This is a genomic window from Sporolactobacillus pectinivorans, from assembly GCF_002802965.1.
Classification (GTDB): Bacteria; Bacillota; Bacilli; order Bacillales; family Sporolactobacillaceae; genus Sporolactobacillus; species Sporolactobacillus pectinivorans.
In genome coordinates this window covers 3,632,225-3,655,358 of record NZ_NXGA01000001.1, presented here as the reverse complement: position 1 = coordinate 3,655,358, position 23,134 = coordinate 3,632,225, and the positions used below count along the sequence as shown (strand labels likewise).

23 protein-coding genes and 1 pseudogene are annotated in these 23,134 nt (G+C 41.0%); 19 read left to right on the top strand and 5 right to left on the bottom strand.

The window, feature by feature from the left end:
• Positions 1 to 99 precede the first annotated feature (99 nt).
• Both pdxR and COP04_RS17865 read left to right on the top strand, forming a co-directional pair.
• Entirely contained in the window at positions 100 to 1,512 is a 1,413-nt protein-coding gene (gene pdxR, locus COP04_RS17870; RefSeq protein ID WP_100489262.1) for a MocR-like pyridoxine biosynthesis transcription factor PdxR, read from the top strand.
• 324 nt (positions 1,513 to 1,836) lie between these two features.
• Positions 1,837 to 2,817: an L-lactate dehydrogenase gene (locus COP04_RS17865; protein WP_100489261.1), complete on the top strand. Its 981-nt coding sequence runs from the start codon at positions 1,837 to 1,839 to the stop codon at positions 2,815 to 2,817.
• A gap of 70 nt (positions 2,818 to 2,887) precedes the next feature.
• Here the strand turns inward: COP04_RS17865 and COP04_RS17860 are convergent, their stop codons facing one another.
• The gene (locus COP04_RS17860) at positions 2,888 to 3,451 is read right to left on the bottom strand and encodes an HAD-IA family hydrolase (protein ID WP_100489260.1); all 564 of its coding nucleotides are present in this window, start codon (positions 3,449 to 3,451) and stop codon (positions 2,888 to 2,890) included.
• Between the two features lie 325 nt (positions 3,452 to 3,776).
• Between COP04_RS17860 and COP04_RS17855 the strand changes: the two genes are divergently transcribed.
• From COP04_RS17855 to COP04_RS17815, 10 genes and pseudogenes are all read left to right on the top strand, one after another.
• Positions 3,777 to 5,429 (top strand): adenine deaminase C-terminal domain-containing protein, encoded by a 1,653-nt coding sequence (locus COP04_RS17855; protein WP_239984931.1) that lies wholly within the window; start codon positions 3,777 to 3,779, stop codon positions 5,427 to 5,429.
• Between the two features lie 69 nt (positions 5,430 to 5,498).
• Positions 5,499 to 5,795 (top strand): YerC/YecD family TrpR-related protein, encoded by a 297-nt coding sequence (locus COP04_RS17850; RefSeq protein WP_100489258.1) that lies wholly within the window; start codon positions 5,499 to 5,501, stop codon positions 5,793 to 5,795.
• A 37-nt stretch (positions 5,796 to 5,832) separates the two neighbouring features.
• Positions 5,833 to 8,061 carry a DNA helicase PcrA gene (pcrA, locus tag COP04_RS17845; protein ID WP_100489257.1) on the top strand — a complete coding sequence of 743 codons (2,229 nt, stop codon included), beginning with the start codon at positions 5,833 to 5,835 and terminating at the stop codon, positions 8,059 to 8,061.
• Between the two features lie 76 nt (positions 8,062 to 8,137).
• Positions 8,138 to 8,620, top strand: a pseudogene (gene ligA / locus COP04_RS17840) (NAD-dependent DNA ligase LigA); the annotation flags it as partial.
• Between the two features lie 110 nt (positions 8,621 to 8,730).
• Entirely contained in the window at positions 8,731 to 10,734 is a 2,004-nt protein-coding gene (gene ligA, locus COP04_RS17835; RefSeq protein ID WP_100489256.1) for an NAD-dependent DNA ligase LigA, read from the top strand.
• Between the two features lie 491 nt (positions 10,735 to 11,225).
• Complete coding sequence (locus tag COP04_RS17830) at positions 11,226 to 12,533, top strand: MFS transporter (RefSeq protein ID WP_157800372.1); 1,308 nt, start codon at positions 11,226 to 11,228, stop codon at positions 12,531 to 12,533.
• Positions 12,534 to 12,591: 58 nt separating this feature from the next.
• Positions 12,592 to 13,071: a MarR family winged helix-turn-helix transcriptional regulator gene (locus COP04_RS17825; RefSeq protein ID WP_100489254.1), complete on the top strand. Its 480-nt coding sequence runs from the start codon at positions 12,592 to 12,594 to the stop codon at positions 13,069 to 13,071.
• Between the two features lie 133 nt (positions 13,072 to 13,204).
• Positions 13,205 to 14,071, top strand: a complete 867-nt coding sequence (locus COP04_RS17820) for a permease (protein ID WP_100489253.1) — start codon at positions 13,205 to 13,207, stop codon at positions 14,069 to 14,071.
• Positions 14,072 to 14,122: 51 nt separating this feature from the next.
• Complete coding sequence (locus COP04_RS20565) at positions 14,123 to 14,257, top strand: hypothetical protein (protein ID WP_275656869.1); 135 nt, start codon at positions 14,123 to 14,125, stop codon at positions 14,255 to 14,257.
• Positions 14,258 to 14,332: 75 nt separating this feature from the next.
• Positions 14,333 to 14,845, top strand: a complete 513-nt coding sequence (locus tag COP04_RS17815; protein WP_239984930.1) for a GNAT family N-acetyltransferase — start codon at positions 14,333 to 14,335, stop codon at positions 14,843 to 14,845.
• Between the two features lie 150 nt (positions 14,846 to 14,995).
• Here COP04_RS17815 and COP04_RS17810 read toward each other — a convergent pair whose 3' ends face one another.
• From COP04_RS17810 to COP04_RS17795, 4 genes are read right to left on the bottom strand one after another with little or no spacing between them, the layout of a single operon-like run.
• Positions 14,996 to 15,799 carry an arsenite methyltransferase gene (locus COP04_RS17810; protein ID WP_100489252.1) on the bottom strand — a complete coding sequence of 268 codons (804 nt, stop codon included), beginning with the start codon at positions 15,797 to 15,799 and terminating at the stop codon, positions 14,996 to 14,998.
• Positions 15,800 to 15,816: 17 nt separating this feature from the next.
• Positions 15,817 to 16,245 (bottom strand): arsenate reductase (thioredoxin), encoded by a 429-nt coding sequence (arsC, locus tag COP04_RS17805; protein WP_100489251.1) that lies wholly within the window; start codon positions 16,243 to 16,245, stop codon positions 15,817 to 15,819.
• Between the two features lies 1 nt (position 16,246).
• The gene (gene arsB / locus COP04_RS17800) at positions 16,247 to 17,308 is read right to left on the bottom strand and encodes an ACR3 family arsenite efflux transporter (RefSeq protein WP_100489250.1); all 1,062 of its coding nucleotides are present in this window, start codon (positions 17,306 to 17,308) and stop codon (positions 16,247 to 16,249) included.
• A complete protein-coding gene (locus COP04_RS17795; protein WP_100489249.1) occupies positions 17,305 to 17,652 on the bottom strand; it encodes an ArsR/SmtB family transcription factor in 348 nt (115 codons plus the stop codon). Before COP04_RS17795 ends, arsB begins: the two co-directional genes overlap by 4 nt.
• 191 nt (positions 17,653 to 17,843) lie before the next feature.
• Between COP04_RS17795 and COP04_RS20560 the strand changes: the two genes are divergently transcribed.
• The 7 genes from COP04_RS20560 (at position 17,844) to COP04_RS17765 (ending at position 23,088) form a co-directional block, all read left to right on the top strand.
• Positions 17,844 to 17,972, top strand: a complete 129-nt coding sequence (locus COP04_RS20560; RefSeq protein WP_275656868.1) for a hypothetical protein — start codon at positions 17,844 to 17,846, stop codon at positions 17,970 to 17,972.
• A gap of 305 nt (positions 17,973 to 18,277) precedes the next feature.
• A complete protein-coding gene (locus tag COP04_RS17790; protein ID WP_100489248.1) occupies positions 18,278 to 20,419 on the top strand; it encodes a KAP family P-loop NTPase fold protein in 2,142 nt (713 codons plus the stop codon).
• Between the two features lie 173 nt (positions 20,420 to 20,592).
• Positions 20,593 to 21,240, top strand: a complete 648-nt coding sequence (locus tag COP04_RS17785) for a histidine phosphatase family protein (RefSeq protein ID WP_157800371.1) — start codon at positions 20,593 to 20,595, stop codon at positions 21,238 to 21,240.
• 75 nt (positions 21,241 to 21,315) lie between these two features.
• Entirely contained in the window at positions 21,316 to 21,588 is a 273-nt protein-coding gene (locus COP04_RS17780) for a hypothetical protein (RefSeq protein ID WP_100489246.1), read from the top strand.
• 98 nt (positions 21,589 to 21,686) lie between these two features.
• Positions 21,687 to 22,007 (top strand): hypothetical protein, encoded by a 321-nt coding sequence (locus tag COP04_RS17775; protein WP_100489245.1) that lies wholly within the window; start codon positions 21,687 to 21,689, stop codon positions 22,005 to 22,007.
• Positions 22,008 to 22,262: 255 nt separating this feature from the next.
• Entirely contained in the window at positions 22,263 to 22,484 is a 222-nt protein-coding gene (locus COP04_RS17770) for a hypothetical protein (protein ID WP_100489244.1), read from the top strand.
• A gap of 7 nt (positions 22,485 to 22,491) precedes the next feature.
• The gene (locus COP04_RS17765) at positions 22,492 to 23,088 is read left to right on the top strand and encodes a type II toxin-antitoxin system PemK/MazF family toxin (RefSeq protein ID WP_100489243.1); all 597 of its coding nucleotides are present in this window, start codon (positions 22,492 to 22,494) and stop codon (positions 23,086 to 23,088) included.
• Positions 23,089 to 23,134: the final 46 nt, after the last annotated feature.

Sequence of the window (23,134 nt, the reverse complement as noted above, 5' to 3'; positions counted from 1 at the left end):
TTTTCAGTGATTATATGCGATAACTGGTAGTAACAAAAGGTTCAGAAATTTAAATATGCAAGGTATCAGTTCATCTTTGCTGAATGGAAGTGAAGTTAAATGAAGACCGTTGTTCCGGCATTAAATCGTGAGGATAGCCAACCCTTGTATGTTCAACTGTTTACCTATTTCATTAATGAGATAAAAGAGAATCGGCTGCCTTATGGCTGCAAGCTTCCTTCAAAGCGCAAACTCTCTTCTTTTTTGAAGGTTAGCCTGAATACTATTGACAGTGCGTACCAGCAGCTTCTCGCGGAGGGATACGTCGAAAGCAGACCGCGCAGCGGCATGTTCGTCATTTATAAAGATGAACATCTGAATTCACACAGACAGGAAGAGTCAGGTATCAGCAAAAAGCACGTAATATCGAACGATGAAAAATCTGAATTCATTGATTTTAGCCATGGCAAAGTGGATACCGATCATTTTCCCTATCCATTGCTCAGAAAATACAGTCGTCAGCTTTATTCGAAAGAGGGGTCCCGTTTCTTCCAGAATGGACCTTTCCAAGGTTCACCGTCACTTCGTCATGAAATTGCCACTTACCTTTATCAATCCAGAGGCGTGATTTGCGACCCATCACAGGTTGTTATCGGTTCGGGCACGCAATATTTATTGGGACAATTGCTGCAGATACTTCCACAAAATATGACTTTTGCGATGGAGAATCCAGGCTTTCACCGTGTCCGGGAACTCGTTCATTATCTTGGTATTCCTAGAGCGGATATTCCGGTTGAATTTGATGGACTGGCTATCGACCCGATCTGTAAAATGAATACTGGAATCGTCTACCTGACGCCGTCCCATCAATTCCCCCTGGGTATGATTCTCCCGGTTTCCAAGCGGATTGAGCTAGTCAAGTGGGCGAATGAGAAAGAGAATCGATATGTTATTGAAGACGATTACGATGGCGAGTTTCGCTATGCCGGAAAACCTGTTCCTTCGCTGCAGGGATTGGATCAGGGGCGCTCGGTAATTTATCTGGGAACATTTTCAAAATCACTGATCCCTTCTTTGCGGGTCAGTTACATGATTCTTCCGGACACACTCGTCGACCATTACCTAAAGACGTTTTCTTTGCTCAAGCAAACCGCGTCTTCGCTAAATCAGCAGATCATCTATCTGTTTATGAAAAATGGAGACTGGGAACACCATATAGACCGGATGCGGACACTTTATAAACATAAACATCAAATGATCATCCAGGCGATTCAACAGTATCTTGATGAAAAAGTATTAGTTATAGGTGAAAAATCCGGCCTCCATCTCATCCTGCAATTGAATAACGGTATGGGTGAGGGAGCGCTGATCCAATCAGCGTTAAGCGTCGGTGTTAAAGTTTATCCCACGTCCATTTATTATGCGTCGATGATGAAACTCGAGCAGCCACAAATTTTGCTTGGATTTGCAGGTTTGAATGACAGCGACATTCAAAATGGGATTCGAAGACTATCCCTGGTCTGGAACAAATGATGCGGAACTGAATCGGGCACGTGTTTTTAAAAAGCAAGCACATGCTGCGGGTCCATACTGTTTTTTTAGGCTTTGTTAAACTCATCTGTTGCTTTTCACTCCATGCGCTCGCTTTCCGCGAGCCTCCTCGCTGTTCCTACAGGAGCCCGCACACCTTCCACCAATCAACGGAGTGGTGAAATCAACTTTGAACTTTAACATAATCATTTTTTAAAATTTTCCTGTCAATTTCTCCGGGATTCTTGATACGTAAAAACATAAGGTGTAGAATAACGTCACAACAGATAAATAGAAAGGATATACAAAGCAGAGGAGAGGATTATAGTGAGCAAAACAGTCAGAAAAGTTGGTATTGTTGGAATAGGAAATGTCGGGAAGGCGGCCGCTTCGGCCGTTCTGCACGAGAATGTTGCGGACGAGCTGTATCTTTCGGATATTGACAGTGAACGGGCAAAAGGTGAGGCATGGGATTTCGCCGACAGCATTGAAGTAACGCCGTCGCGGACCCGTGTTTACGAAGTGCCGCTGGAAGGCTTGGCGGCCTGTGACGTCATTCTTGTTTCCGTGACAGAAAGGTCGCAGATTCCGAAGGGTTCCCGTCTCGAACTGCTGAAAGGCACCGCAGCCATTGCATATGACATCGTTCCGAAGCTGCGCAAGGCCGGATTCAATGGCATCTACGTTATCGCAACGAACCCATGCGATATAATTACCTACTTATTCTATCATCTGTCCGGACTGCCGAAAAATCAGGTGATTGGCACAGGAACCGCGCTTGACAGCATGAGGCTGCGCCGACAGATTTCCGAAGCGCTCGGCGGCATTGATCCGCGCAGCATCAGCGCTTACATGGTCGGCGAACACGGAGATTCTCAGATCGCAGCATGGTCTCATGTCCGGATCGGCGGCCAATCGCTTAACGACTATGAAGCTGAGAACAGTGATCGGTTTGGGAAAATAGATCGCGAAAAAATCGAAGACGCAGCTCGCCATTTTGGTTGGGAGATTCATAAACGCAAGGGCAACACACAGTTCGGGATCGGCAATCAGCTTGCTTTCTTTGCTAAATCGATTTTAAATGATGCGCGTAACATTACACCCGCTTCCGTTATCCTTGACGGTGAATACGGACAGAAAAATGTGTCGGCAGGTGTTCCGATTGTTCTGGGTAGAAATGGAGTAGAGGAGATCCTCCGCTTCCATCTGAGTGACAAAGAGCAGGAATCATTCAATGCCTCGGCAAAACTGATCAAGGGCTATATTGATCAGACACTGGCTGAGCATGAAGGAACCCCCGCACAGTGAAATAAATGCAATAAAAAACAGAGCGTCCGTTTTGAGACGCTCTGTTTTTTTACGCGTATTTTGATGAATTTTACACATGGACTACGGTGAAGAAATCCTTATACTCATCCAGATAAAAATCTGCACCAGGTTTTTTATTCTGAAAAAGGCACGTTTTTGCGCCGATTTTTTTCCCCGGAATGATGTCTAACTCCCGGTCTCCAATTACCAGATCAATCGAATACTTGTTATTGAGATACACGTATGAAGCCGGATCGGTCTTCCTGGGAAAGTGATCATCGCTTGTCACAGCGTCGGCAAAATACTTTTTAAATCCGTGGAGCTCCAGTATTTTAAAAAGATCGGTCCGGTTGTTATGGGTCATGATAACACTTTTATCCGCGAAATCCAGAACTTTTTCCACATCCTTAAAAGGTTTGAATGTCTGCGCCGGGGTTTCACGGAACAAAGAAAAAAAGCGGCTTGCCTGGGATTCAGAAACATTGAAGTAATCGAACGCATGTGTGAAAGACACTTTCAGTTGGGCGTAAATTTCACTGCCGTTGACATCCGGCCCGAGAATTTTTTTCATCAATTTTACATAGACCGGGTATGTATCAAAAAGTGTACCGTCAAAATCCCATAATATGTTCATTGGGACACAACTCCCATCTCTCTCGGTTAAGATTAATTTTAGGCTAGCACAAATCTGTGATTTCCGATAGATGAAACGGACAATCCTTCAAAAAAGTTCTTCAGGGAAAAGGTGATTAAAAAGTGAATCTCCAGATCGGAAGAAATGAGCTGTTTTAGCTTTATCCAGCCGCTTAATTGATGTAAGATATTAAAAGGAATACTTTCATGGAGCAGTGTGCGACAATCATTAAGGGAAGTGCATCAAGATTCGGGACTATTATTGGACGCTTTCCCAGATACGCCGGCAGACAGCAATTGTCCGAGATAATGAGACACCGACGCTGGTGCTTGAGAATGCGCGTTATCTGAATACCTATATGAAGTCATGGGAACGTGCGAATATTTGGATTGACCATGACCGGATTGTCTATGTAGGCGACCGCCTGCCTGTAAAGATGAACGGAAAAACTGAACAGGTAGACTGTTCCGGATTGGTACTTGTTCCCGGCTATATTGAGCCGCATGTCCATCCGGGACAGCTTTATAATCCTGTGACTCTGGCCGCGTACGCGGCGCCGCTCGGCACAACAACGCTAATCTGTGATAACGCTATTTTGTTCCGGTGCCTGAGTGATGTAGAAGCATTCAAAGTGATCGATCATCTGGCGGAACTGCCTGCGACGTTTTATTGGTGGTGCCGCTACGATCCCCAGTCAGAGGTGATTCATTCCCTTTTTAATGACAAAAGGATCAAAGCATGGCTGAATCATCCGCTCGTCGTTCAGGGCGGTGAGCTGACCGGTTGGCCGCAGGTTGTACATGGAAATGACCAGATTCTTTCATGGATGCGTGAAACGAAACTGCTCAGGAAGCCGATTGAGTCTCACCTTCCGGGAGCATCTGAGCGCACACTGACTCAGCTGAAACTTTTTGGCGCAGACTGCGACCATGAAGCGATGACCGGTAAGGAAGCTGTCATGCGTTTGAAGCTGGGTTATACGGTGTCTTTGCGCTACTCGTCAATACGGCCTGATTTGCCGGATATCCTGAAAGCCATGCTGGACGAGGGTGTCCACCATTTTGACCATGTGTACATGAACATGGACGGCTCAACACCGGCATTTCTAAAGGATGGTGTCTGCGATCATCTGATTCGGATCGCCCTCGAGGCAGGCGTGCCAGCCGAAGATGCCTACATGATGGCATCCAGCAATATCGCATCGCACTATAATCTGGGCGACCGAATCGGTCACATAGCTCCGGGCAGAGTGGCGAATATTAATTTTCTTAAATCCCCTTCCGATCCGCGCCCGGTCTCGGTGCTTTCAAAGGGCAAGTGGGTTCTAAGGGATGGGAAACGGATTGATGATGCTTTTTCCGGCTATAATTTTGCCGATGATCTGGAAAAAATTCAGATGGATTTTCAACTGAGTCCCCGCGATCTTGATTCTGCATCATCAACTGGATTGGACATGGTGAACGATGTGATCACCCGTCCTTTTGAGCTGGCGCCCGTTGCGGTGGACAGCAAGCTTCCCGATGGTACGCTCTACCTGACACTGGCAGACAAAGCGGGAAAATGGTTCGTCAATTCTTATTTGCGCGGGTTTGCACGGAATCTGTCCGGATTTGCGGGTAGTTTTTCAACAACCGGAGATATCCTGATTATTGGACGAAATAAGGCGGATATGGTTGCCGCCTTTAACCGGCTGAAAACGACGGGAGGTGGCCTCGTGATCGTTAAGGATGGGAAAATCGCTGTGGAGCTTGCCCTTCCGTTGCTCGGATGTATGTCCGAACTGCCGATGGATCAGCTTATTGAAGAGGCAGAAAAATTTGAAAAGCAGCTTCGACAGGCGGGTTATTCTTTTGGCGATCCGTTTTTCAGCCTGTTGTTTCTGTCATCGACGCATCTGCCTTATATCCGTATCACACCCAAAGGACTTTTTGATGTCATGCACGGAGAATTAATTGTTGGAGAGGGCCCCCGAAAATGAATCCAATCAGGGAGACTTTATCCCTGTGATCATAGTCAACAGGAGCAATCAGGAAGGGAATGGACGAATTTGCAAATCGATAAATTAAGAGGCAAGGCGCTGGATCAGCTGTTTGATGCTATTCTGACATTAAAAGACCGTGAAGAAGCCTATCGTTTTTTTGATGATTTGTGCACCATGGGAGAGATTCAGTCGCTGTCGCAGCGGCTGGAAGTAGCGAGAATGCTGATGGCCGGCCACACGTATCATCACATTGAGGAAGAGACAGGCGCAAGCACGGCGACAATCTCCCGTGTCAAACGCTGTATCAATTTTGGCAATGAAGGTTATCAGATGACACTTGACCGGTTGAATGCAGGCAAATGACGGACGAAATCTTTAAATAGAATTAGGATGTGGTACCATGGACAGTATTTCACAGGAACTGCTCGAGGGACTGAATCCTGAGCAGCTTAAGGCGGTCAGACATCACGAGGGGCCGCTTCTGATTATGGCTGGCGCGGGAAGCGGCAAAACACGCGTGCTGACGCACCGCATGGCCTATCTGATGATTGAAAGGGATGTGGCGCCGTGGAATCTGCTGGCGATCACTTTTACTAATAAAGCGGCAAAAGAAATGAGGGAACGGCTCGAGAAACTGGCCGGGCCGCTTGTTAATGATGTCTGGGTGTCCACTTTTCATTCGATGTGTGTGCGCATTCTAAGGCGTGACATTGACCGGCTTGGGATCAGCCGCAATTTTTCTATTCTCGATTCAACAGACCAGCAGTCAGTGGTCAAGCATATTCTGAAAGACCAGAATCTGGATCCAAAAAAATTTACTCCGCGCAGCATCCTTGGAAGAATCAGCGGAGCTAAAAATGAGCTGAAAACGGCGGCAAATTTTGCAAAAATAGCGATGGGACCGTTTGACGAGGTTGTCAGGGATGTCTACATAGAGTACGAAAAGCGCCTGCTGCAAAATCAGTCCCTTGATTTTGACGATCTGATTATGACGACCGTGCATCTGTTTCAGCGCGTGCCTGAAACTCTGGCATACTATCAGAAAAAGTTTCAATATATTCATGTCGATGAATACCAGGATACGAACCGTGCCCAGTACTTGCTTGTCCATATGCTGGCGGACCGCCTCAAAAATCTGTGTGTGGTCGGGGATTCGGACCAATCTATTTATGGGTGGCGCGGGGCAGATATTCATAACATCCTCTCTTTCGAGGAAGACTACCCGGATGCAACGGTAATCAAGCTCGAACAAAATTACCGCTCAACAAAGAAGATTCTGGATGCTGCCAACCATGTGATTCAGAATAACCACAATCGGAAGCCGAAGAATCTGTGGACTGAAAATGCGGACGGCCAGAAAATTGCTTATTTCAAGGCTGGAACGGAGCATGAGGAAGCCTATTACGTGGCCGGGAAAATGCAGGAACTGTACAAAGATGGGTTCAAGTACGCCGATCTGGCGGTACTGTACCGGACGAATGCGCAGTCCCGCGTGATTGAAGAGACGCTTGTTAAATCGAATATTCCGTATCGGATGGTTGGAAGTATCAAGTTCTATGACCGCAAGGAAATAAAAGATATTCTGGCTTATCTGCGTCTGGTGGCCAACCCGGATGACGAGATTAGTCTGGCACGCGTCATCAACGAACCGAAACGTGGCATCGGGGCTTCATCCATGGATAAACTCGCGGATTACGCGATCCGTGCCGATCTGTCACTCATGCAGGCGATCGCTGAAATAGACCAGATCGGGATTGCCGCGCGAACCGCAAAAAAAATGGAAGCATTTTCCGAGATGATCATGAACTGGTCGAAAATGCAGGAGTTTCTGTCGGTTACAGACTTAGTGGAAGAGGTGCTTGATAAATCAGGGTATCGCGAAGCACTGAAAGCCGAACGGACCATCGAAGCCCAGAGCCGGCTTGAAAACCTGGATGAATTGCTTTCCGTGACAAAGGAATTTGAAGCATCGCACGATGACAAATCTTTAATCAATTTTTTGACCGAACTCGCCCTTGACACGGATGTTGATGAGACGGAAGACACGGCAGTTCAGGATACAGTAACCTTGATGACCTTGCATTCGGCTAAGGGGCTGGAATTCCCCGTTGTATTTCTTGTCGGCATGGAAGAGGGCATTTTTCCACATTCAAGGGCTTTGGATGATGAGAATGAAATGGAGGAAGAGCGGCGGCTGGCCTATGTCGGCATCACCCGCGCTAAGCAGCGCCTTTTCCTGACTTCGGCCCAGGTGCGCATGCTGTTCGGGCAGACCGTAACTAATCCGGTATCGCGTTTTATCAAGGAAATACCTGAAGCACTGCTCGACACTGAAGAGCCGGAACATCAGGAGGTGGCCGGCCGTTTTGACAGACCTTCACTATCGAGTGCACCATTTGCCAGCCGTTTAGCATCCGTATACAAAAAACCTGCACCAATGCTTCAGAAACGGCCGACAGGAAATGAGGAATGGCATGCGGGAGACAAAGTGCTGCATAAAAAGTGGGGCCAAGGGACGGTTGTCAGCACAAAGGGAAGCGGCGACAGTGTAGAATTGGACATTGTTTTCCCAAGCCCGGTTGGATTGAAACGGCTGCTCGGCGCTTTTGCGCCGATTGAAAAGGTGTAATTCGGAATTCATGACGGCTGAATCCGGGGCTCATTCTTATTTTTGAAATTCCTTTTGAAAAGGAGAAAAAAGAGACATGGTAGACAATCTGCCTCAGCATGTCCGTGACCTGCGCGCATTATTGGATCAATATAGTTATGAGTACTATGTGGAAGACAATCCGAGTGTTCCGGATAGCGAATATGACCGGTTAATGCAGGAGTTGATCGCGATTGAGCAGGAACACCCGGACTGGGTGACACCTGAATCGCCTACCCAGCGTGTCGGCGGAGAACCACTCAAGGAATTCAATAAAGTCACGCACGCCATTCCGATGCTCAGCCTTGGTGACGTGTTCAGTGAGGCGGAACTGCTCGATTTTGACCGCCGCGTCCGCCAGGCCGTGGGAGACGATGTGACTTACGTCTGCGAATTAAAAATTGATGGACTGGCTATTTCCCTGACCTATGAAAAGGGGCGTTTTGTGCTTGGGGCGACGCGCGGCGATGGCACGTTATCAGTAAAACAGAACGTGTCTAGATATGGAGTATTCCGACAACGGCATAACATGGAAATAAGTCAGCTATTGCTTAGACAACTAGGTGAAGAGATATTTGGTGCATGTGGTGTTTCCATCACAGTGAATGAAGAAAGTAATTCTTGGATTTCACGTGTGGGAGGCGTAGCAGCATGAGTGATAAGGCGAGAGTTGAAGAACTACGCAAAATCATTTGGTATCACAATAAAAGGTATTACGATGAAGATCAGCCAGAAATAACTGATTATGAGTACGACCGGTTAACAAATGAGCTTAAAAGTTTAGAGAAAAAGCATCCGGAATATGTTAATCCAGATTCTCCAACTCAAGAGGTCGGAGGATCGCCAAAGCGTGAATTAAAAAGGGTTCAACATGACATTCCAGTTATAAGTCTTCAAGACGTATTCTCAAAGGAAGAAGTCATTGACTTTGTTCATAGGGTAAGTTCTCAGGTGGATGATCCTCATTATGTTGTTGAAACAAAAATAGATGGATTAACACTCATGCTGAGGTATTACAATGGCGAGTTAAAAGAAGCGATAACTAGAGGCAATGGTGAAATCGGAGAGTCAGTTTTAGCGAATGCGTTAGAAATACAGCCAATACCCAAGAAAATTCCTACTGACATCCCATATTTAGAGGTGCGTGGGGAAGTCTATATGTCAAACCTCTCATTTGAGATGATCATGGAAAAGCAAAAAAATGCTGGAGGCAAGACATACAAAACAGCAAGAAACCTGGCGGCCGGCACACTGAGGCAATTGGATCCTAAAATTGTTAGGGAGCGTAATCTTGACATTTTTGTGTTTAATTTGGAAGTATCAGGAGGGCTGAGATTTAACACCCATAATGAATCATTGGAATGGTTAAAAAAGATGGGTTTTCCTATCGTTCCGGGATCTCCAATATGCACTACAGCTGAAGAAGTGTGGGAAGCCGTATGTGAAATTGGCGAGAAGAGGCTTGATTTACCATTTGGCATTGATGGGGCAGTCATTAAAGTAAATGATTTAAATGACAGAAAGACGTTAGGGAGCACAAGTAAGGTTCCTAAATGGGCCATTGCCTATAAGTACCCTCCTGAACAAAGAGAAACGGTTGTAAAGGATATAAAGGTACAGGTTGGGAGAACAGGAAAGTTGACCCCCTTGGCAATACTAGAACCAATTAAGATAGCGGGGACGACAGTATCAAAAGCGAGCTTACACAATCAGGATTATATCAATACAAAGGATATTAGAATTGGTGATACAGTTGTTATACAAAAAGCTGGAGATATAATTCCTGAGGTCAAAAAAGTCCTTGTAGAAAAAAGACCAAATGGTGCTATCAAGTATGAAATGCCAGTAAGATGTCCTATTTGTGATTCTCCCGTTGTAAAAGACGATGACGGAGCGGACTTAAGATGTGTAAGCGATCGGTGCTATGCTCAACAAATAAGAGGAATCGCATATTTTGCTTCTAAAGAGGCCATGGACATAGAGGGATTAGGCCCAAATTCTGTTGAAACGCTTATTTCTGACGGTTATATCGGTAACCTTGTTGATATCTATTACTTGAAGCGATACAGAGCAGAGTTAATTGAAAAAGGTGTTGTAGGCAGAGATAAGGCAACAGATAACTTATTGGAGGCAATTGAGAGATCTAAAAATAATGATCTTGAGAAGTTGATTACAGGTTTGGGGATCAAAAATGTGGGAAAACAAACGGCAAGAGTTTTGGCTCTGAATTTTCCAGATATTGATGCCATAATTAATGCAACCTATGATCAATTAATAGCTCTTCCTGATTTCGGTGATACAATCGTCAATGCTGTTTTGAATTTTTTTGAGCAGACAAACAACCGAGAATTAATTTCCAAACTGAAAGAAGTTGGAGTGAATACTGTATCCAGAAATGCGGGCAACAAGGAGGGAGATGAAAGACTGTCTGGTAAACGTTTTGTTATTACAGGCACACTCCCAAACCTAAAAAGAAGTGAAGCCGCAGAACTGATTCAGAGTCATGGTGGCCAGGTTTCGAGCAGTGTATCTAAAAAGACATCGTATGTTCTAGCAGGGGAAGATGCGGGTAGTAAATTAACCAAAGCTCAACAACTTGGAGTCGCAATAATTACTGAAAAGGAATTTCAGGAGATGTTAAATGAACAGCTCTGAAGAATTTTCAAGATGGGAAAAATAGAAATGTGAATGATCACTGGGATTTTCAAGGACATAAGATGTGATATTAGGAGACTGCCTAAGAGTCAAAAATGACTTTTGAGACAGCCTCTTTTTTCATATTCGGCTGCCTTTTTGGAGCAACTTATGGTTTCGAGACCCTCACAAGCTGTCTACTTTTTTGCTCCCTCTGAGAAAATTCTAGATAAAGATTAAAAAAGTGGATCATGTGTACATTATATTTGCAAATTACAAATAAAATATATATAATTCTATTCTGAAGGGAGGAGTTGCAATGATAAATTTATTTTAGACTTTTAATGACTTCCGTCAATTTGCACATTTTTTTCTACGATTTACAAGATAGTGAATCAATAACCATTTATTTATTTCTAAATTATTTATTTGTATAACGCAAATATAAGTCGATATTTGCTGATATGTCCCATAAGTCAACACAAAACCACAATACAAAGAAGGCTTGGTTAATGAACGATAAATCATTTCTATACAGATTCCTGCATCATTCCAGAGAAGTTAAACTAATAATGCTGGCAACATTGATAACTAATATGGGAAATGGCATGTTCACGATCGCTATTAGTAAATTAGTGTACGATAGAACGAATAGTGCGTTGGCATTCGGTGGAGTACTGATTCTTCAATATCTCGTCATGCTTTCAGTACAGCTTCTATCAGGCTCCCTGGTTGATCGAAATAATCCTAAATTTGTTTCGGTTATCTGTGATGTGTTAAGCGGATTTTTAGTCCTAAGCAGTGGTCTGGTGGTTTTGATCACTAATAATTTAGGATTGGTCTATCTATTTATTGCTGTAATCCTTCTGAATATCGTCAGTCCATTTTTCAGTTCCGCCAACTTTGCTTTATTACCTGCAATCGTTAAAGACGAATCTCAGCTTCTTGAAATTAATAGCATGATTACAACTCTATTTCAAGGCGGACAATTACTGGGCTGTGCACTAGTCGCTCCTATTATTTATTTATTCAACACACCGACTGCATTGATTATTGATGGAATCACTTTTTTTCTGTCGGCCCTTTTCGTTAGTTTTGCAAAAGTGATTCATGTCCGTGTAAAGAAAGATGTTGGCAAAAATATAGGGATTAACTTAATCAATGACTGGAAAGAAATAGCCAGAGCCATGAAAAAGGAGAAGAGCTTTGCTGCACATCTATTTATGGCATCTGGAGATTATCTTTCTATTGTTTTCTTTAATTTAATGTTAGTCCCAATGGTGACACATTGGTACAAAAACAACAGCTTTTATATTTCGCTTTATGATGGTGGGTTCGCTGTCGGAGCCATGATATTTGTTACATTTGTTGTGCTATTATCCAAGAAGCTTGGTATTAATAATTCTGCATTTCTCGGGCTTCTTGTTCAATCGCTATTATTTATATTTTTGATCTTGAGTAGAAACCCATTAATTACATTCCTAATTATGCTGACGTTCGGAGCGGCTAACGCTTTCTCGGTGGCCATTTTTACTTCTCACCTTCAGCAGCGGTGTACCGGGCCGATTAAAGGTCGTGTGGGGTCCATGAAAAATTTGATTGTATCCTGCCTATCAATCGTTCTGATACCCCTCATTTCAAAATTACTTGATGCTTCAATTGTATATGGATTGTCCGTGTCATTCGGAATCATTTTTAGCTATTCTTTAATATCATTTATTTTTGGGAGAAAAGTTTCTTTTGGAGACGATTATCTGTCGAAGCCGATTAAAATAGATAAATATCAAAAAAGAAATGCAGATTTGGATCTGGTGAATTAACTAATTGCATTTTGCAAATAGAAATCATATAATGAATTCAAGTTAAGGAGGAATAAAGATGGAAAACCTGAGAGAACTTTTTCAAATTATGATCCGACGTTTCGGCTTTCTAGATAAATACTGTTGTTCAACAGAGGAGTACAACATTTCACTTGTTCAGAGTCATATCCTTTACGAGGTTGATCGCAGGCCCGGACAGTCGATACAAACCATTTCTGAAACGTTGGGTATGGAAATGTCCACCTTCAGCCGACAAATTCAGACGCTTGTCAAAATGGGCCTGATGAAAAAATCGCCGAGTCCGGAAGACGGAAGGGTGTTTGTGCTGCGTCTGACTGAAGAGGGAAAAGGAGTAGCTGGACAAATTGACCAACAAATGAATACTTTTTTGGATGATGTATTTTCTCATATGAGTTCTTTTGAAAAGGAGACAGTTATTCGCTCCATCCGATTGCTTAATGCGTCAATGGCCCAGTCGGACGGATGCTGCTCCCCGGTTTCCTGCAAGCAAGCAGAAACATCTTTGACATCAGAATAATGGGTTTTGTCTGTTCTGATTTTGTAAAGAAATATTCTCGATTTCAGTCGCTTGATTAACAACGGGAAGACAGGCTAATTATCTTTTTTAGAACTAATACTTGCAAAATACAAATTTAATGGAGTGATTCAAGATGGTCGAGAGTATTTTTCAAAGCTTTTTATCCATTGCTCTTGAGTTAACCGTGCTGTTTGTCAGCATTTCTTTTCTTATTAGTTTGATTCAGGGATTGATTCCCTATGAAAAAATAAATCGCTATTTGAGTGGGAGAAATACGACTTTAGGGGTACTGGCAGCCCTGCTCCTGGCCTTCATCACGCCCTTTTGCTCCTGCTCGACTGTCCCGGTTATTGTGAATCTGTTAAAAGAAAAGATTCGTTTTGGAATTGTCATGGTTTTCCTGTTCTCCTCTCCGGTTCTCGATCCAACCATTATCACCCTGATGGGGGCTTTGTTAGGCGTTAAGGTTGCGGTTGCCTACACGGTGATTACATCAATACTATCAACCATTATCGGTCTACTGCTCGAAAAACTGGGCTTTGAAAAATCGGTGAAACAGGTCATCATGACTGGATATGAAGAGAGCTCACAAAAATTCAGTTTGAAAAGAGCCTTTCAAGAAACGCTTGAATTGATGAAAACCGTTTATCCCTACTTGATTATCGGAGCTGCAATCGGAGCCGTTATCCATGGAGCTGTGCCTACTGAGTGGATCTCCACAACCTTTGGAGGAAATCAATGGTGGATCGTACCAATTGCAGCCATCATTGGTATTCCACTGTACATTCGGCTATCCATGATGATTCCGATGTCACAGATTTTGATTGTTAAGGGCATGGCCGTTGCTCCTGTCATGGCTTTGATGATCAGTTCAGCAGGTGCAAGTTTGCCGGAACTAACGTTGCTCAATTCCATCTTCCAAAAGAGATTGGTCACAGCTTTTGTCGTTTCAGTCTTTGCCATGTCTACTCTTTCAGGATTCCTGTTTTATCTAATCTAGAAGATGATCCATCGTATGAACCCACTACATTATTTAAAGGAGGTGAGGGTTATGAAGTTATTTGGGAAAAAGAAGGAGCAGTCTTGCTGCAATGTCACGATTGAGGAAGTTAAAACAGACAATCAGAAAACGTCGTCCTGCTGTTCTTCAGGAAAGACAGTAGAGGAAACAAAAAGTGTAAAATAAGCATTAAACGGATGCATGGGATGGGATTACCAATGCATCCCACTTTTATATTTGGATTGGGAGAAGTGAGGCTGAATGGACATCAATCAAGTGGGCTATCAAATGGATCTGATGAAAAATTCGGATTGGGAGCAGGTCAAAAAGATTTATCTGGATGGCATTAAAACGGGATTAGCAACCTTTCAAAACGCGGCTCCGGAATGGGCTGAATGGGATCAAAATCATGTGAAGGCATGTCGAATTGTGGCACGTTCAGAAGACGCCCTATTGGGATGGGCTGCGTTAAGTCCAACCTCAAGCCGCTGTTGTTATAAAGGCATTGGGGAAGTCAGTATTTACATTAGCCATGTATGCAAAGGGCAAGGGATTGGAACAGCACTGTTAAATCACTTGATTCGAGAATCAGAAGGCTATGGTTTCTGGACCTTGCAGTCTGCAATCACCAGGGAAAACAAAGCAAGCTTAGCATTACATAAAAAATGTGGGTTCAGGGAAATCGGGTTTAGAGAGAAGATTGCTCAAATGCCTGATGGTACATGGCATGATGTTGTTCTAGTGGAACGTAGGAGCCGTGTTATTGGGAAATAAGAAAATAAAAAAGGAGGCTGTCTCATAAGTCGTTTTTTTGACTCTGAGGCAACCTCTTTTACTATACAAACCCTTGATTTATCAACCTTTTAAAAATCTGTTATTGTCGGCTGACGCCCTTTTGGGACAACCTCTTATTTATTCACTACATTAAGGCTTAACAGCTTGAATCGTTGACGATACAATATAGTTTTCGATATTTGCTCCTGGAACCCATTCTTTGATGAATACTTTGGATTCGTCTTTGGGTCGGATCTCAATTTGCGTAAATCCATTTTGTTCCAGCATGTTTTGAAGATTTGCGATCGAGGAAGCTCCCGAAATACAGCCTGAGTAGGAAACATCCAAGTCACTCTTTATTTCGGCAGGCAATTCAGCAGTGAGCACAACATCTGAAATCGCGAGCCGTCCGCCTTTCTTCAGTACACGAAAAGCCTCTTTAAATACTTGAGGTTTATCCGGTGAAAGATTGATGACGCAATTCGATAGAATGACATCAATCGACTGATCGGCTACAGGTAAATGTTCAATTTCTCCCAGACGAAAATCAACATGGGTGATTTGCCCATTAATAGCGTTTTGCCGTGCACGGCTGATCATTTCGGGTGTCATATCCACACCAACGACTTGGCCGGTTTCGCCCACCTGGCGAGCGGCAAGGAAGCAGTCAAATCCGCCACCGCTTCCAAGGTCCAGTACATGCTCACCGGGCTTTAAAGAGGCAATAGCCTGGGGATTGCCGCAGCCTAAACCTAGATTAGCTCCTTCAGGTACCGCATTTAATTCTTCGGCAGAGTAGCCGAGTTGTTGGGATACACTGTTACGATCCGCTTGAGTATCACAGCATCCCACTTCAGAGGAACAGCCACAGGACGGAGCTGAGACATCCTGAAGAGCGATCTTCTTGTACCGGTTCCGTACATTTTGCCTGATTTGATCATTGGTTATTGCCATAGTTACCGACTCCTTTTTTATTTAATCAATTGTTCTTCCGCTGCAAACTGTTTTATTCGCTTTTCAATACCATCGCGGACACGCTGGAATACAGCCCATTTCTCAGCTTCTGTACCTTGTGCCTTTGCCGGATCATCGAAGCCCCAGTGTTCCCGTCTCACCTTTGGAGGCGTCATGGGGCACCGTTCCTCAGCATCCCCGCAAAGGGTGACAACGAGGTAAGCCTGATTCAACAAAGCCATGTCGATCAGTTTGGATTTTTGCTGCGAAATATCAATGCCAGCTTCTTTCATGGCTTTCACCGCATTCGGGTTTAATCCATGAGCCTCAATGCCGGCCGAACGCACATCAAATTTGTCTCCTAAATATTTCTTTCCAAAGCCTTCAGCCATTTGACTACGGCAGGAATTCCCTGTGCAGAGAAAGTAAATGATTTTTTTATCCATGTTAAATTCCATCCTTCACGTTTGTGGTGGGTGCTTTATAGCTGAATTTTTTTCTAAAGAATAGTGCGACATTAACCAAGCCAATCATGACTGGAACTTCCACGAGTGGACCAATGACGGCAGCGAAGGCTTCTCCAGATTGAATGCCGAACAGCCCTACAGCCGTTGCGATGGCAAGTTCAAAGTTATTGCTGGCTGCCGTAAAGCTCAGGGCCGTCGTTTTACCATAATCTGCTCCAATTCTCCGTGAGAGAAAAAAGGAGACGAAAAACATGATGACAAAATAAATCATGAGCGGTATGGCTACCCGGACTACATCAAGAGGCAACTGGATAATCATATCTCCTTTAATCGAAAACATCACAATAATTGTGAAAAGGAGTGCGATTAAGGCTAGGGGACTAATCAGCGGACAAAAGGTTTTCTCATACCACTCTTTTCCCTTTATTGAAACTAATATGAGACGGGTTAAGACGCCTGCCAAAAAGGGTATTCCTAAGTAAATGAAGACGCTTTGAGCAATTTCCAGCATGGTGACATGGATCTGAAGGCCTTCTAAACCCAGCCATCCTGGAAGCACAGTCACGAAAAAATATGCAAAAACAGAATAAAACAGAATTTGAAAAATCGAGTTAAACGCTACCAGTCCGGCCGTGTATTCACGGTTCCCTTGAGCCAGATCGTTCCAGATGATCACCATCGCAATACAGCGTGCCAGACCAATCATAATCAACCCTGTCATATAAGCTGGATATCCGTGTAAAAAAATGATCGCCAGTAAAAACATTAAAATTGGTCCGATAATCCAGTTTTGTACGAGGGATAGGGCAAGAACTTTAACGTCCTTAAAAACTTTTCCCAACTCTTCATAGCGTACTTTTGCCAAAGGTGGATACAGCATGATGATGAGCCCGATGGCAATCGGTATGGATGTTGTTCCCATCTGAAGGGCATTCAGAGCCTGAACAAAAGATGGGATGAGACGACCAAGCACAATGCCGATAACCATCGCTGAAAAAATCCATAAGGTTAAATAGCGATCGAGAAAAGACAATTTTTTCATTTTGATGACTCCAACTGAACCAGATTTTCGTTCGTCTGACAATTGCATTCCTTAATTCTTAACGTTGGGAGTGTCTGAATAAGATCAGAAATATAGACTGGGAGATCCGGGTTTAAGCGATAATAGACCCACGTTCCTTGTTTACGTTCACAAATGACACCCGCAGTGCGTAATTTCTTTAAATGCTGGCTAACGGCTGGTTGAGACAGATCAAATACATTAACAAATTCACAGACACACATTTCTCTGTGCTTTAGATAAGACAGAATAGACAGTCGTGTTTTGTCCCCGATAAGTTTTAAAAAAGCCGATACTTCTTGAATCCTTTCATTAATTTTCTCCATATATCCACCATCCATTATATAAACTAATTATTATATTAATATCAACTTATATATTCTGCAAGTAAAATGTTTGTGATTCGGAACAGATCAAATTAGGCAAATGATTTAATGCCTTCAACATTGAGTTTTGTTTAGAAAATAATGTACAATTTTAATAAAGGGCTGGCTTTACTATGGAATGGGGGATAGACATGAATATAGCAAAGATCATCAAGGAAAACATGGAAAAAAACAGTCGTCACCCAGAATTGGTTGAAAAGAACGAACGAATCTTGAAGAAAATCGAAAAAAAAGAAAACCAAAGAAAATTTCCAAGATAATTGAAATAAGGCACTCTGTATAGAGTGTTTTTTGTTTTTACATAGTTTTCTCATTATAAGTACTATCGCCCATCATGAAAATCAAAGTTGTTATTGTGAATTGATTTCAAAGCAAATATTATGGTGTAAATGAAAATAAAAAGCAATTATTTGTAGCTCTTAAATATTTATTGCATCAAGAGAAAATTATTATCGATAGAATGGATTCTATTTATTGTATTTTTGATTGGATTATTATATTTTTCCAGCATATGTAGCGAAAATGAATTTATCAGTCTGCGGTGAAAAAGAAAGGAAAATTCATAATGATAAATAATCAAGAGATGTATTCTTCAGATTCGCCGGTTTCTAATGAGTCACAGGATCAGTTCAATAGGTTTCCATTTGCAAGACGGGTCGCAAATGTTATATCTAAAAGAAAAGATCCTAACAGTATCGTTATTGGTATTTATGGTGCATGGGGAGAAGGGAAAACTTCTGTTTTCAACTTTATTGAGGGAGAACTTAATAAGCAAGAGCATGTAGTTTGCATACGTTTTAATCCATGGCGATATGGTAAAGAAGAACATATGTTAGCAAATTTTTTTAATGATTTGGCAACATCAATAGATCGATCAATCGAAACAGGAAGAGAAAGAGTAGGGGGATTTATTAAAAAATTTTTAAAACCTGTTGCTAGTATTTTCGGAAAGGGTGAAATAGCTGACGGAGTATCTTCATTTTTTAAAACTGCGGACATTGTAGAACTTAAGGAAAGAATTGAATCAGTTTTAGAGGAAGAGAAGAAACGTGTGGTTATTTTGATAGACGATATTGACAGACTGGAAAAAAATGAGATTCATGCTGTATTTCGGTTGGTAAAGTTAACTGCTGATTTTAAATATACTGCATATGTTTTAGCTTTTGATAAGGAAATGGTTGCAGCTGCTTTACAGGAAAGGTATGGATCAGGAAATATAAATGCTGGAAGGGCTTTTTTAGAAAAAATAATCCAAGTTCCATTACAATTACCAATAATAGATAGTAATGATTTAAGAAATTTCTGTTTAAAAGGGGTAGAAAATGCCCTTGAATCAGCAGAAATTGAATTGACAGAAGAACAGGCTCAGCTATTTGTAAATAATTTTACTTGTATCGAAAAACAACTTAAAACACCAAGACAAGCAATGCTGTATTCTAATATACTTACTTTTTCATTACCCATCCTCAAAGGAGAGGTAAATCCTGTAGACTTAATGCTCATAGAAGGACTAAGGGTATTTTCATCTGATGTGTATGACTTTATAAGAGAAAATAAAAATAAATTTATGATTAATCCATCTATGCGATATAGATCAGACAATGAAGAGGAAAAAAGAAGAAAGGAAGAAATAGAGGCTATTCTTAAAGATTATTCTTTTGACATTAAAGAGGAGATAAAAAGAGTATTATGTTTTCTCTTTCCAGCTCTTAATGCTGTATTTGGGAATATTCGGTATGGTTCAGAATGGGAAAAATCCTGGAATGAAAATCAGAGAGTGTGTGCAGATAAATATTTTGAAAGATATTTTTCATATTCTATTCCCAAAGAAGATATTTCTGATCAAGGGATAAAAAAATTACTTCTATTGACAGAAAGGATGTCTTCAGATGAAATTAAACAAGAAATTGACGGAATTTTAGACGCACGTAATGCAAAGGTTTTTATATCAAAACTTCGAGATAGAGCAAAATCACTAAGTCAAAATCAAGCTGAGACATTGGCAATGGCAATTTCAAAATTAGGGAATAATTTGCCGAATCCTAGACAGTTTCTCACACCAATGAACCCGTACAGTCAAGGAGCAATATTAATTGGCGAACTAATAGAATCAGTAAATGATAAAAATGACCAGATTAATTTAGCAATTAAAGTCATAGATAATGCTATTCCTTTGCACTTTGCAGCAGAATGTTTCACTTGGTTAGTAAGAGATACAAAAGAATATCCTAATCCAAGAGGCTTTTTAATCCAAGATCTGAGGAAAATAGGTAGAGAACTAGCTTCTCGAATTTCCTTAGCGTTTAAAACAGAAAATATTCTTGAGGATGAAACACATGCTAAAAAATTGCCAAGTTTATGCTATTTTTGGACAGAATACGGAGAGAAGAATGAGGCTCAAGACTTTATTAAAAATAAATTAGATGAGCATCCAGGTTTTGCTTTAGAACTTATCAAGCAATATGTACCAACAGCATGGGGACCTGATGGGGTACCTAAAAAATCTGATTTTAATCGAATGCAATATGATTCAATTATTAAGATCATCGAACCGGAACATTTATTAGTAGCAATTGAAAAGCAATTAGGTGAAATAAAATTGGAAAAAGATTTTCCAAGGACATCAGAAGGTTCTTTAGAAGAAAAAATTGCCAGACAATTTGCGTGGATTCATAATTATGTTGTAAGCGAACAAAAGACTAATTAATATTTTGACTAAGAATTAACTGTTGATTGTTCCTGTCATAAAATTTGCTTTAATGACTGTCTGGAAACAGTTCTATCGGATTGTATCCTTTACTAAGCATAGGTTGTTTTGAAATCTCTTTTATAACTATGATATCCCTTAGCTGTGGCCTTGTATTTGGGGATATCTATCAAATGATGGGAATGGTTGGGAGAAATCAGAGGGTTTGTTACAAAAAATCGTCTTTTTACCAAAGTTTAACGCCCAGGATTAATCAATCAAGATTACATCATTCATTAGATCAAAAGAGTGGTGATAAAATGCATGTGGTATTTATTAGACATGGTGAGCCAAGCTATGAACATGTTACCCGTAAAAATTTTGTTGGTCATGGAAGAGATTTAGCAGAGCTTTCACCTAAGGGCATTAAACAGGCGGAACAGGTTGCAAAAGACGACAGATTGAAATCAGCTGATTTAATTTTATCTTCACCTTACACTCGGACTTTACAAACTGCCGCAATTATATCTAAAAGTACCGGCCTTAATATTAAAGTTGAGACTGATTTGCACGAATGGTTGCCCGATTTGACTTATCAGAATTCAGGCTTTGAACATTTTATAGAGCTTATAAAAGAGGTTAAGCATTTTAATGGTTCACACAATACCAATTGTAAGTATCAATGGGAAAGTTTCTCCAATGTTAGAAACAGAGCCGAAGAGGTGTTAATAAAATATGTTGCTTGTATGAGAATCGTAGTAGTTACGCACAAAATACTGATAAGTCAATTTGTAACACAAGATAAAATTCCATACTGTGGCATATTTGAGATTGAGATTTGAATGGAACAAATTTATAGGCGTTTACTTGAATTAAAAAGCTCATAAAGAAGATTTAAACCAAAAGGGTGGTAATGTATGACTCATTCCGCTGTCTATTCCAATTTTTTAACAACTCTTGATGGTGAATTGAAATACTTATCAGAAGGATCAATTAGTTGGCGGCAACATGTTGTAAAAATTGCTCTGGATACTGCAAGACAGTATGACTCGATTACTGTTTTTTTGAATATTGAAAGATGTTGTAATGCTGTTAAGAGGAATAACTTAGAAATGAATGATGAGCGTTTAATCTATGTCGCAAAGTATTTATATAATACAGCACAACAGGCAAAGGTTGATGGTAATTAGCAGCAATCTCGATATTTAGGATGATAGAATAGATACATTATATTATGTTTGGACCTATGCATTGGAGCCAAGGATAAGTCAAATGGGGGGAATAAGGGATGGATGAGTTTGTAGTAAATCAAGCCGGGGCTAAGATTTATAAGGATGTATCTAAGCACAATTTTTTAGAAATCCCTATCTTGAAGTCAACAAAAGATAAAGGGATGATTTACAGAGTATTATCTGTCGGTTTAGTTAATCAGAAGCATGTTATTATAACTATTGAAACTCATGGAGAAGTTTTGGCTTATCGCTTATCTAATAATTTTAAGGATTGGGTTGAAAATTCAATGCTTCTCGCACAGCAAGATTTTAATCCGTTTCCGGCTGATGTGGAATTTGGGATTCTTGATGGACGGTATTATGCGGAAATTATCTGAGTCTTGCTGTACATTGGAATTAATTAATCAAATTGTTCACGTGCCTTAAAAAATATATTGAAAGAGCTTCCTGAGTACCGAGGGAGCTCTTTTTAGGTACAAAGAAAAACTAGTAGACTAATTCATGGACTTGCTTTATAGTTAAATTAACTAGTATATAGTTAACTTAACTATAGCTGTTTTTTTCATATTCTGGCTATCTGTTGCATAAATATGTTATTACCTTGGCGATAATGCCCTTTAGGAGGTAATAACATGGATGATCGTAGCAAAAATCGTAGTAATAAGGGGGAGAAAAAAATGGAAGCTGTTCAAACTTATCGTAAACCCTCCACACAATTGAAAAGGACATTAAAACGTCATACCAACAAATTTGCAAATTTTACTGAAGAAGATTTCAAAGAAGCAAATCGTGTTTCTAAAGGATCCAGAGGATTAAGTAATATTACTTGGGACGATTTGTATAGAGAGGAATAATGTTGCTGTGTCTACTGTTGTTCAAACAATATACATGAATAAAGAAAATTGGAAGGATATACACAAAAACAACATTTTTAATGCTGTTATGGTATATCCTTCTGATACTAAACGACCTTTACGTTTCTTTTTACCATTACAAGATAACCCAAATCAAGGAATTATCTCCGAATATAGAGGTGATTTTTCACCACAGTTAAAAGACGGAAAGATGAAAGCAAGAGAACAACAAATTGTAATGACTGTTAAGCCAAGACATGTTGTGGTTATTTCTTATGATTTTATTAATAATTCATCAGAATACGAATATATTCTCGTTGCTCCATTAAACACAATTAAGGAAAACGAGAAGATCAAACCGTGGTATCAGAAATTAATTACAGATGAACATCCTATTTTTGTATATTGTAAAAATGAGAGATATGAGCAATATATTGATGTAAGTCAGATTACCACAATACACAAAAGTCTTTTAATAAATAAAGTTGGAGAACTAGATTCCGAACGGCAAAGAGTTCTAGAGGATAATATTGTAGAATGTCTATCGCTTGGAGTTCTTGACGAAGATGAAATTAAATCCAATGAAGAATCAAATGGCAATTAAGATTTTATTATATTTATTAGTTGGGAATTATTTTTGTTATAAAAGA

Coding starts and splice junctions, on each gene's coding strand:
- COP04_RS17785 (WP_157800371.1), top strand. CDS start 20,593: ATGATGGGAATGGTTGGGAGAAATCAGAGGGTTTGTTACAAAAAATCG.
- COP04_RS17830 (WP_157800372.1), top strand. CDS start 11,226: ATGAACGATAAATCATTTCTATACAGATTCCTGCATCATTCCAGAGAA.
- COP04_RS17790 (WP_100489248.1), top strand. CDS start 18,278: ATGATAAATAATCAAGAGATGTATTCTTCAGATTCGCCGGTTTCTAAT.
- COP04_RS20565 (WP_275656869.1), top strand. CDS start 14,123: ATGAAGTTATTTGGGAAAAAGAAGGAGCAGTCTTGCTGCAATGTCACG.
- arsC (WP_100489251.1), bottom strand. CDS start 16,245: ATGGATAAAAAAATCATTTACTTTCTCTGCACAGGGAATTCCTGCCGT.
- arsB (WP_100489250.1), bottom strand. CDS start 17,308: ATGAAAAAATTGTCTTTTCTCGATCGCTATTTAACCTTATGGATTTTT.
- pdxR (WP_100489262.1), top strand. CDS start 100: ATGAAGACCGTTGTTCCGGCATTAAATCGTGAGGATAGCCAACCCTTG.
- COP04_RS17815 (WP_239984930.1), top strand. CDS start 14,333: ATGGACATCAATCAAGTGGGCTATCAAATGGATCTGATGAAAAATTCG.
- COP04_RS20560 (WP_275656868.1), top strand. CDS start 17,844: ATGAATATAGCAAAGATCATCAAGGAAAACATGGAAAAAAACAGTCGT.
- COP04_RS17780 (WP_100489246.1), top strand. CDS start 21,316: ATGACTCATTCCGCTGTCTATTCCAATTTTTTAACAACTCTTGATGGT.
- COP04_RS17775 (WP_100489245.1), top strand. CDS start 21,687: ATGGATGAGTTTGTAGTAAATCAAGCCGGGGCTAAGATTTATAAGGAT.
- COP04_RS17825 (WP_100489254.1), top strand. CDS start 12,592: ATGGAAAACCTGAGAGAACTTTTTCAAATTATGATCCGACGTTTCGGC.
- COP04_RS17795 (WP_100489249.1), bottom strand. CDS start 17,652: ATGGAGAAAATTAATGAAAGGATTCAAGAAGTATCGGCTTTTTTAAAA.
- COP04_RS17820 (WP_100489253.1), top strand. CDS start 13,205: ATGGTCGAGAGTATTTTTCAAAGCTTTTTATCCATTGCTCTTGAGTTA.
- COP04_RS17770 (WP_100489244.1), top strand. CDS start 22,263: ATGGATGATCGTAGCAAAAATCGTAGTAATAAGGGGGAGAAAAAAATG.
- ligA (WP_100489256.1), top strand. CDS start 8,731: ATGAGTGATAAGGCGAGAGTTGAAGAACTACGCAAAATCATTTGGTAT.
- COP04_RS17810 (WP_100489252.1), bottom strand. CDS start 15,799: ATGGCAATAACCAATGATCAAATCAGGCAAAATGTACGGAACCGGTAC.
- COP04_RS17860 (WP_100489260.1), bottom strand. CDS start 3,451: ATGAACATATTATGGGATTTTGACGGTACACTTTTTGATACATACCCG.
- pcrA (WP_100489257.1), top strand. CDS start 5,833: ATGGACAGTATTTCACAGGAACTGCTCGAGGGACTGAATCCTGAGCAG.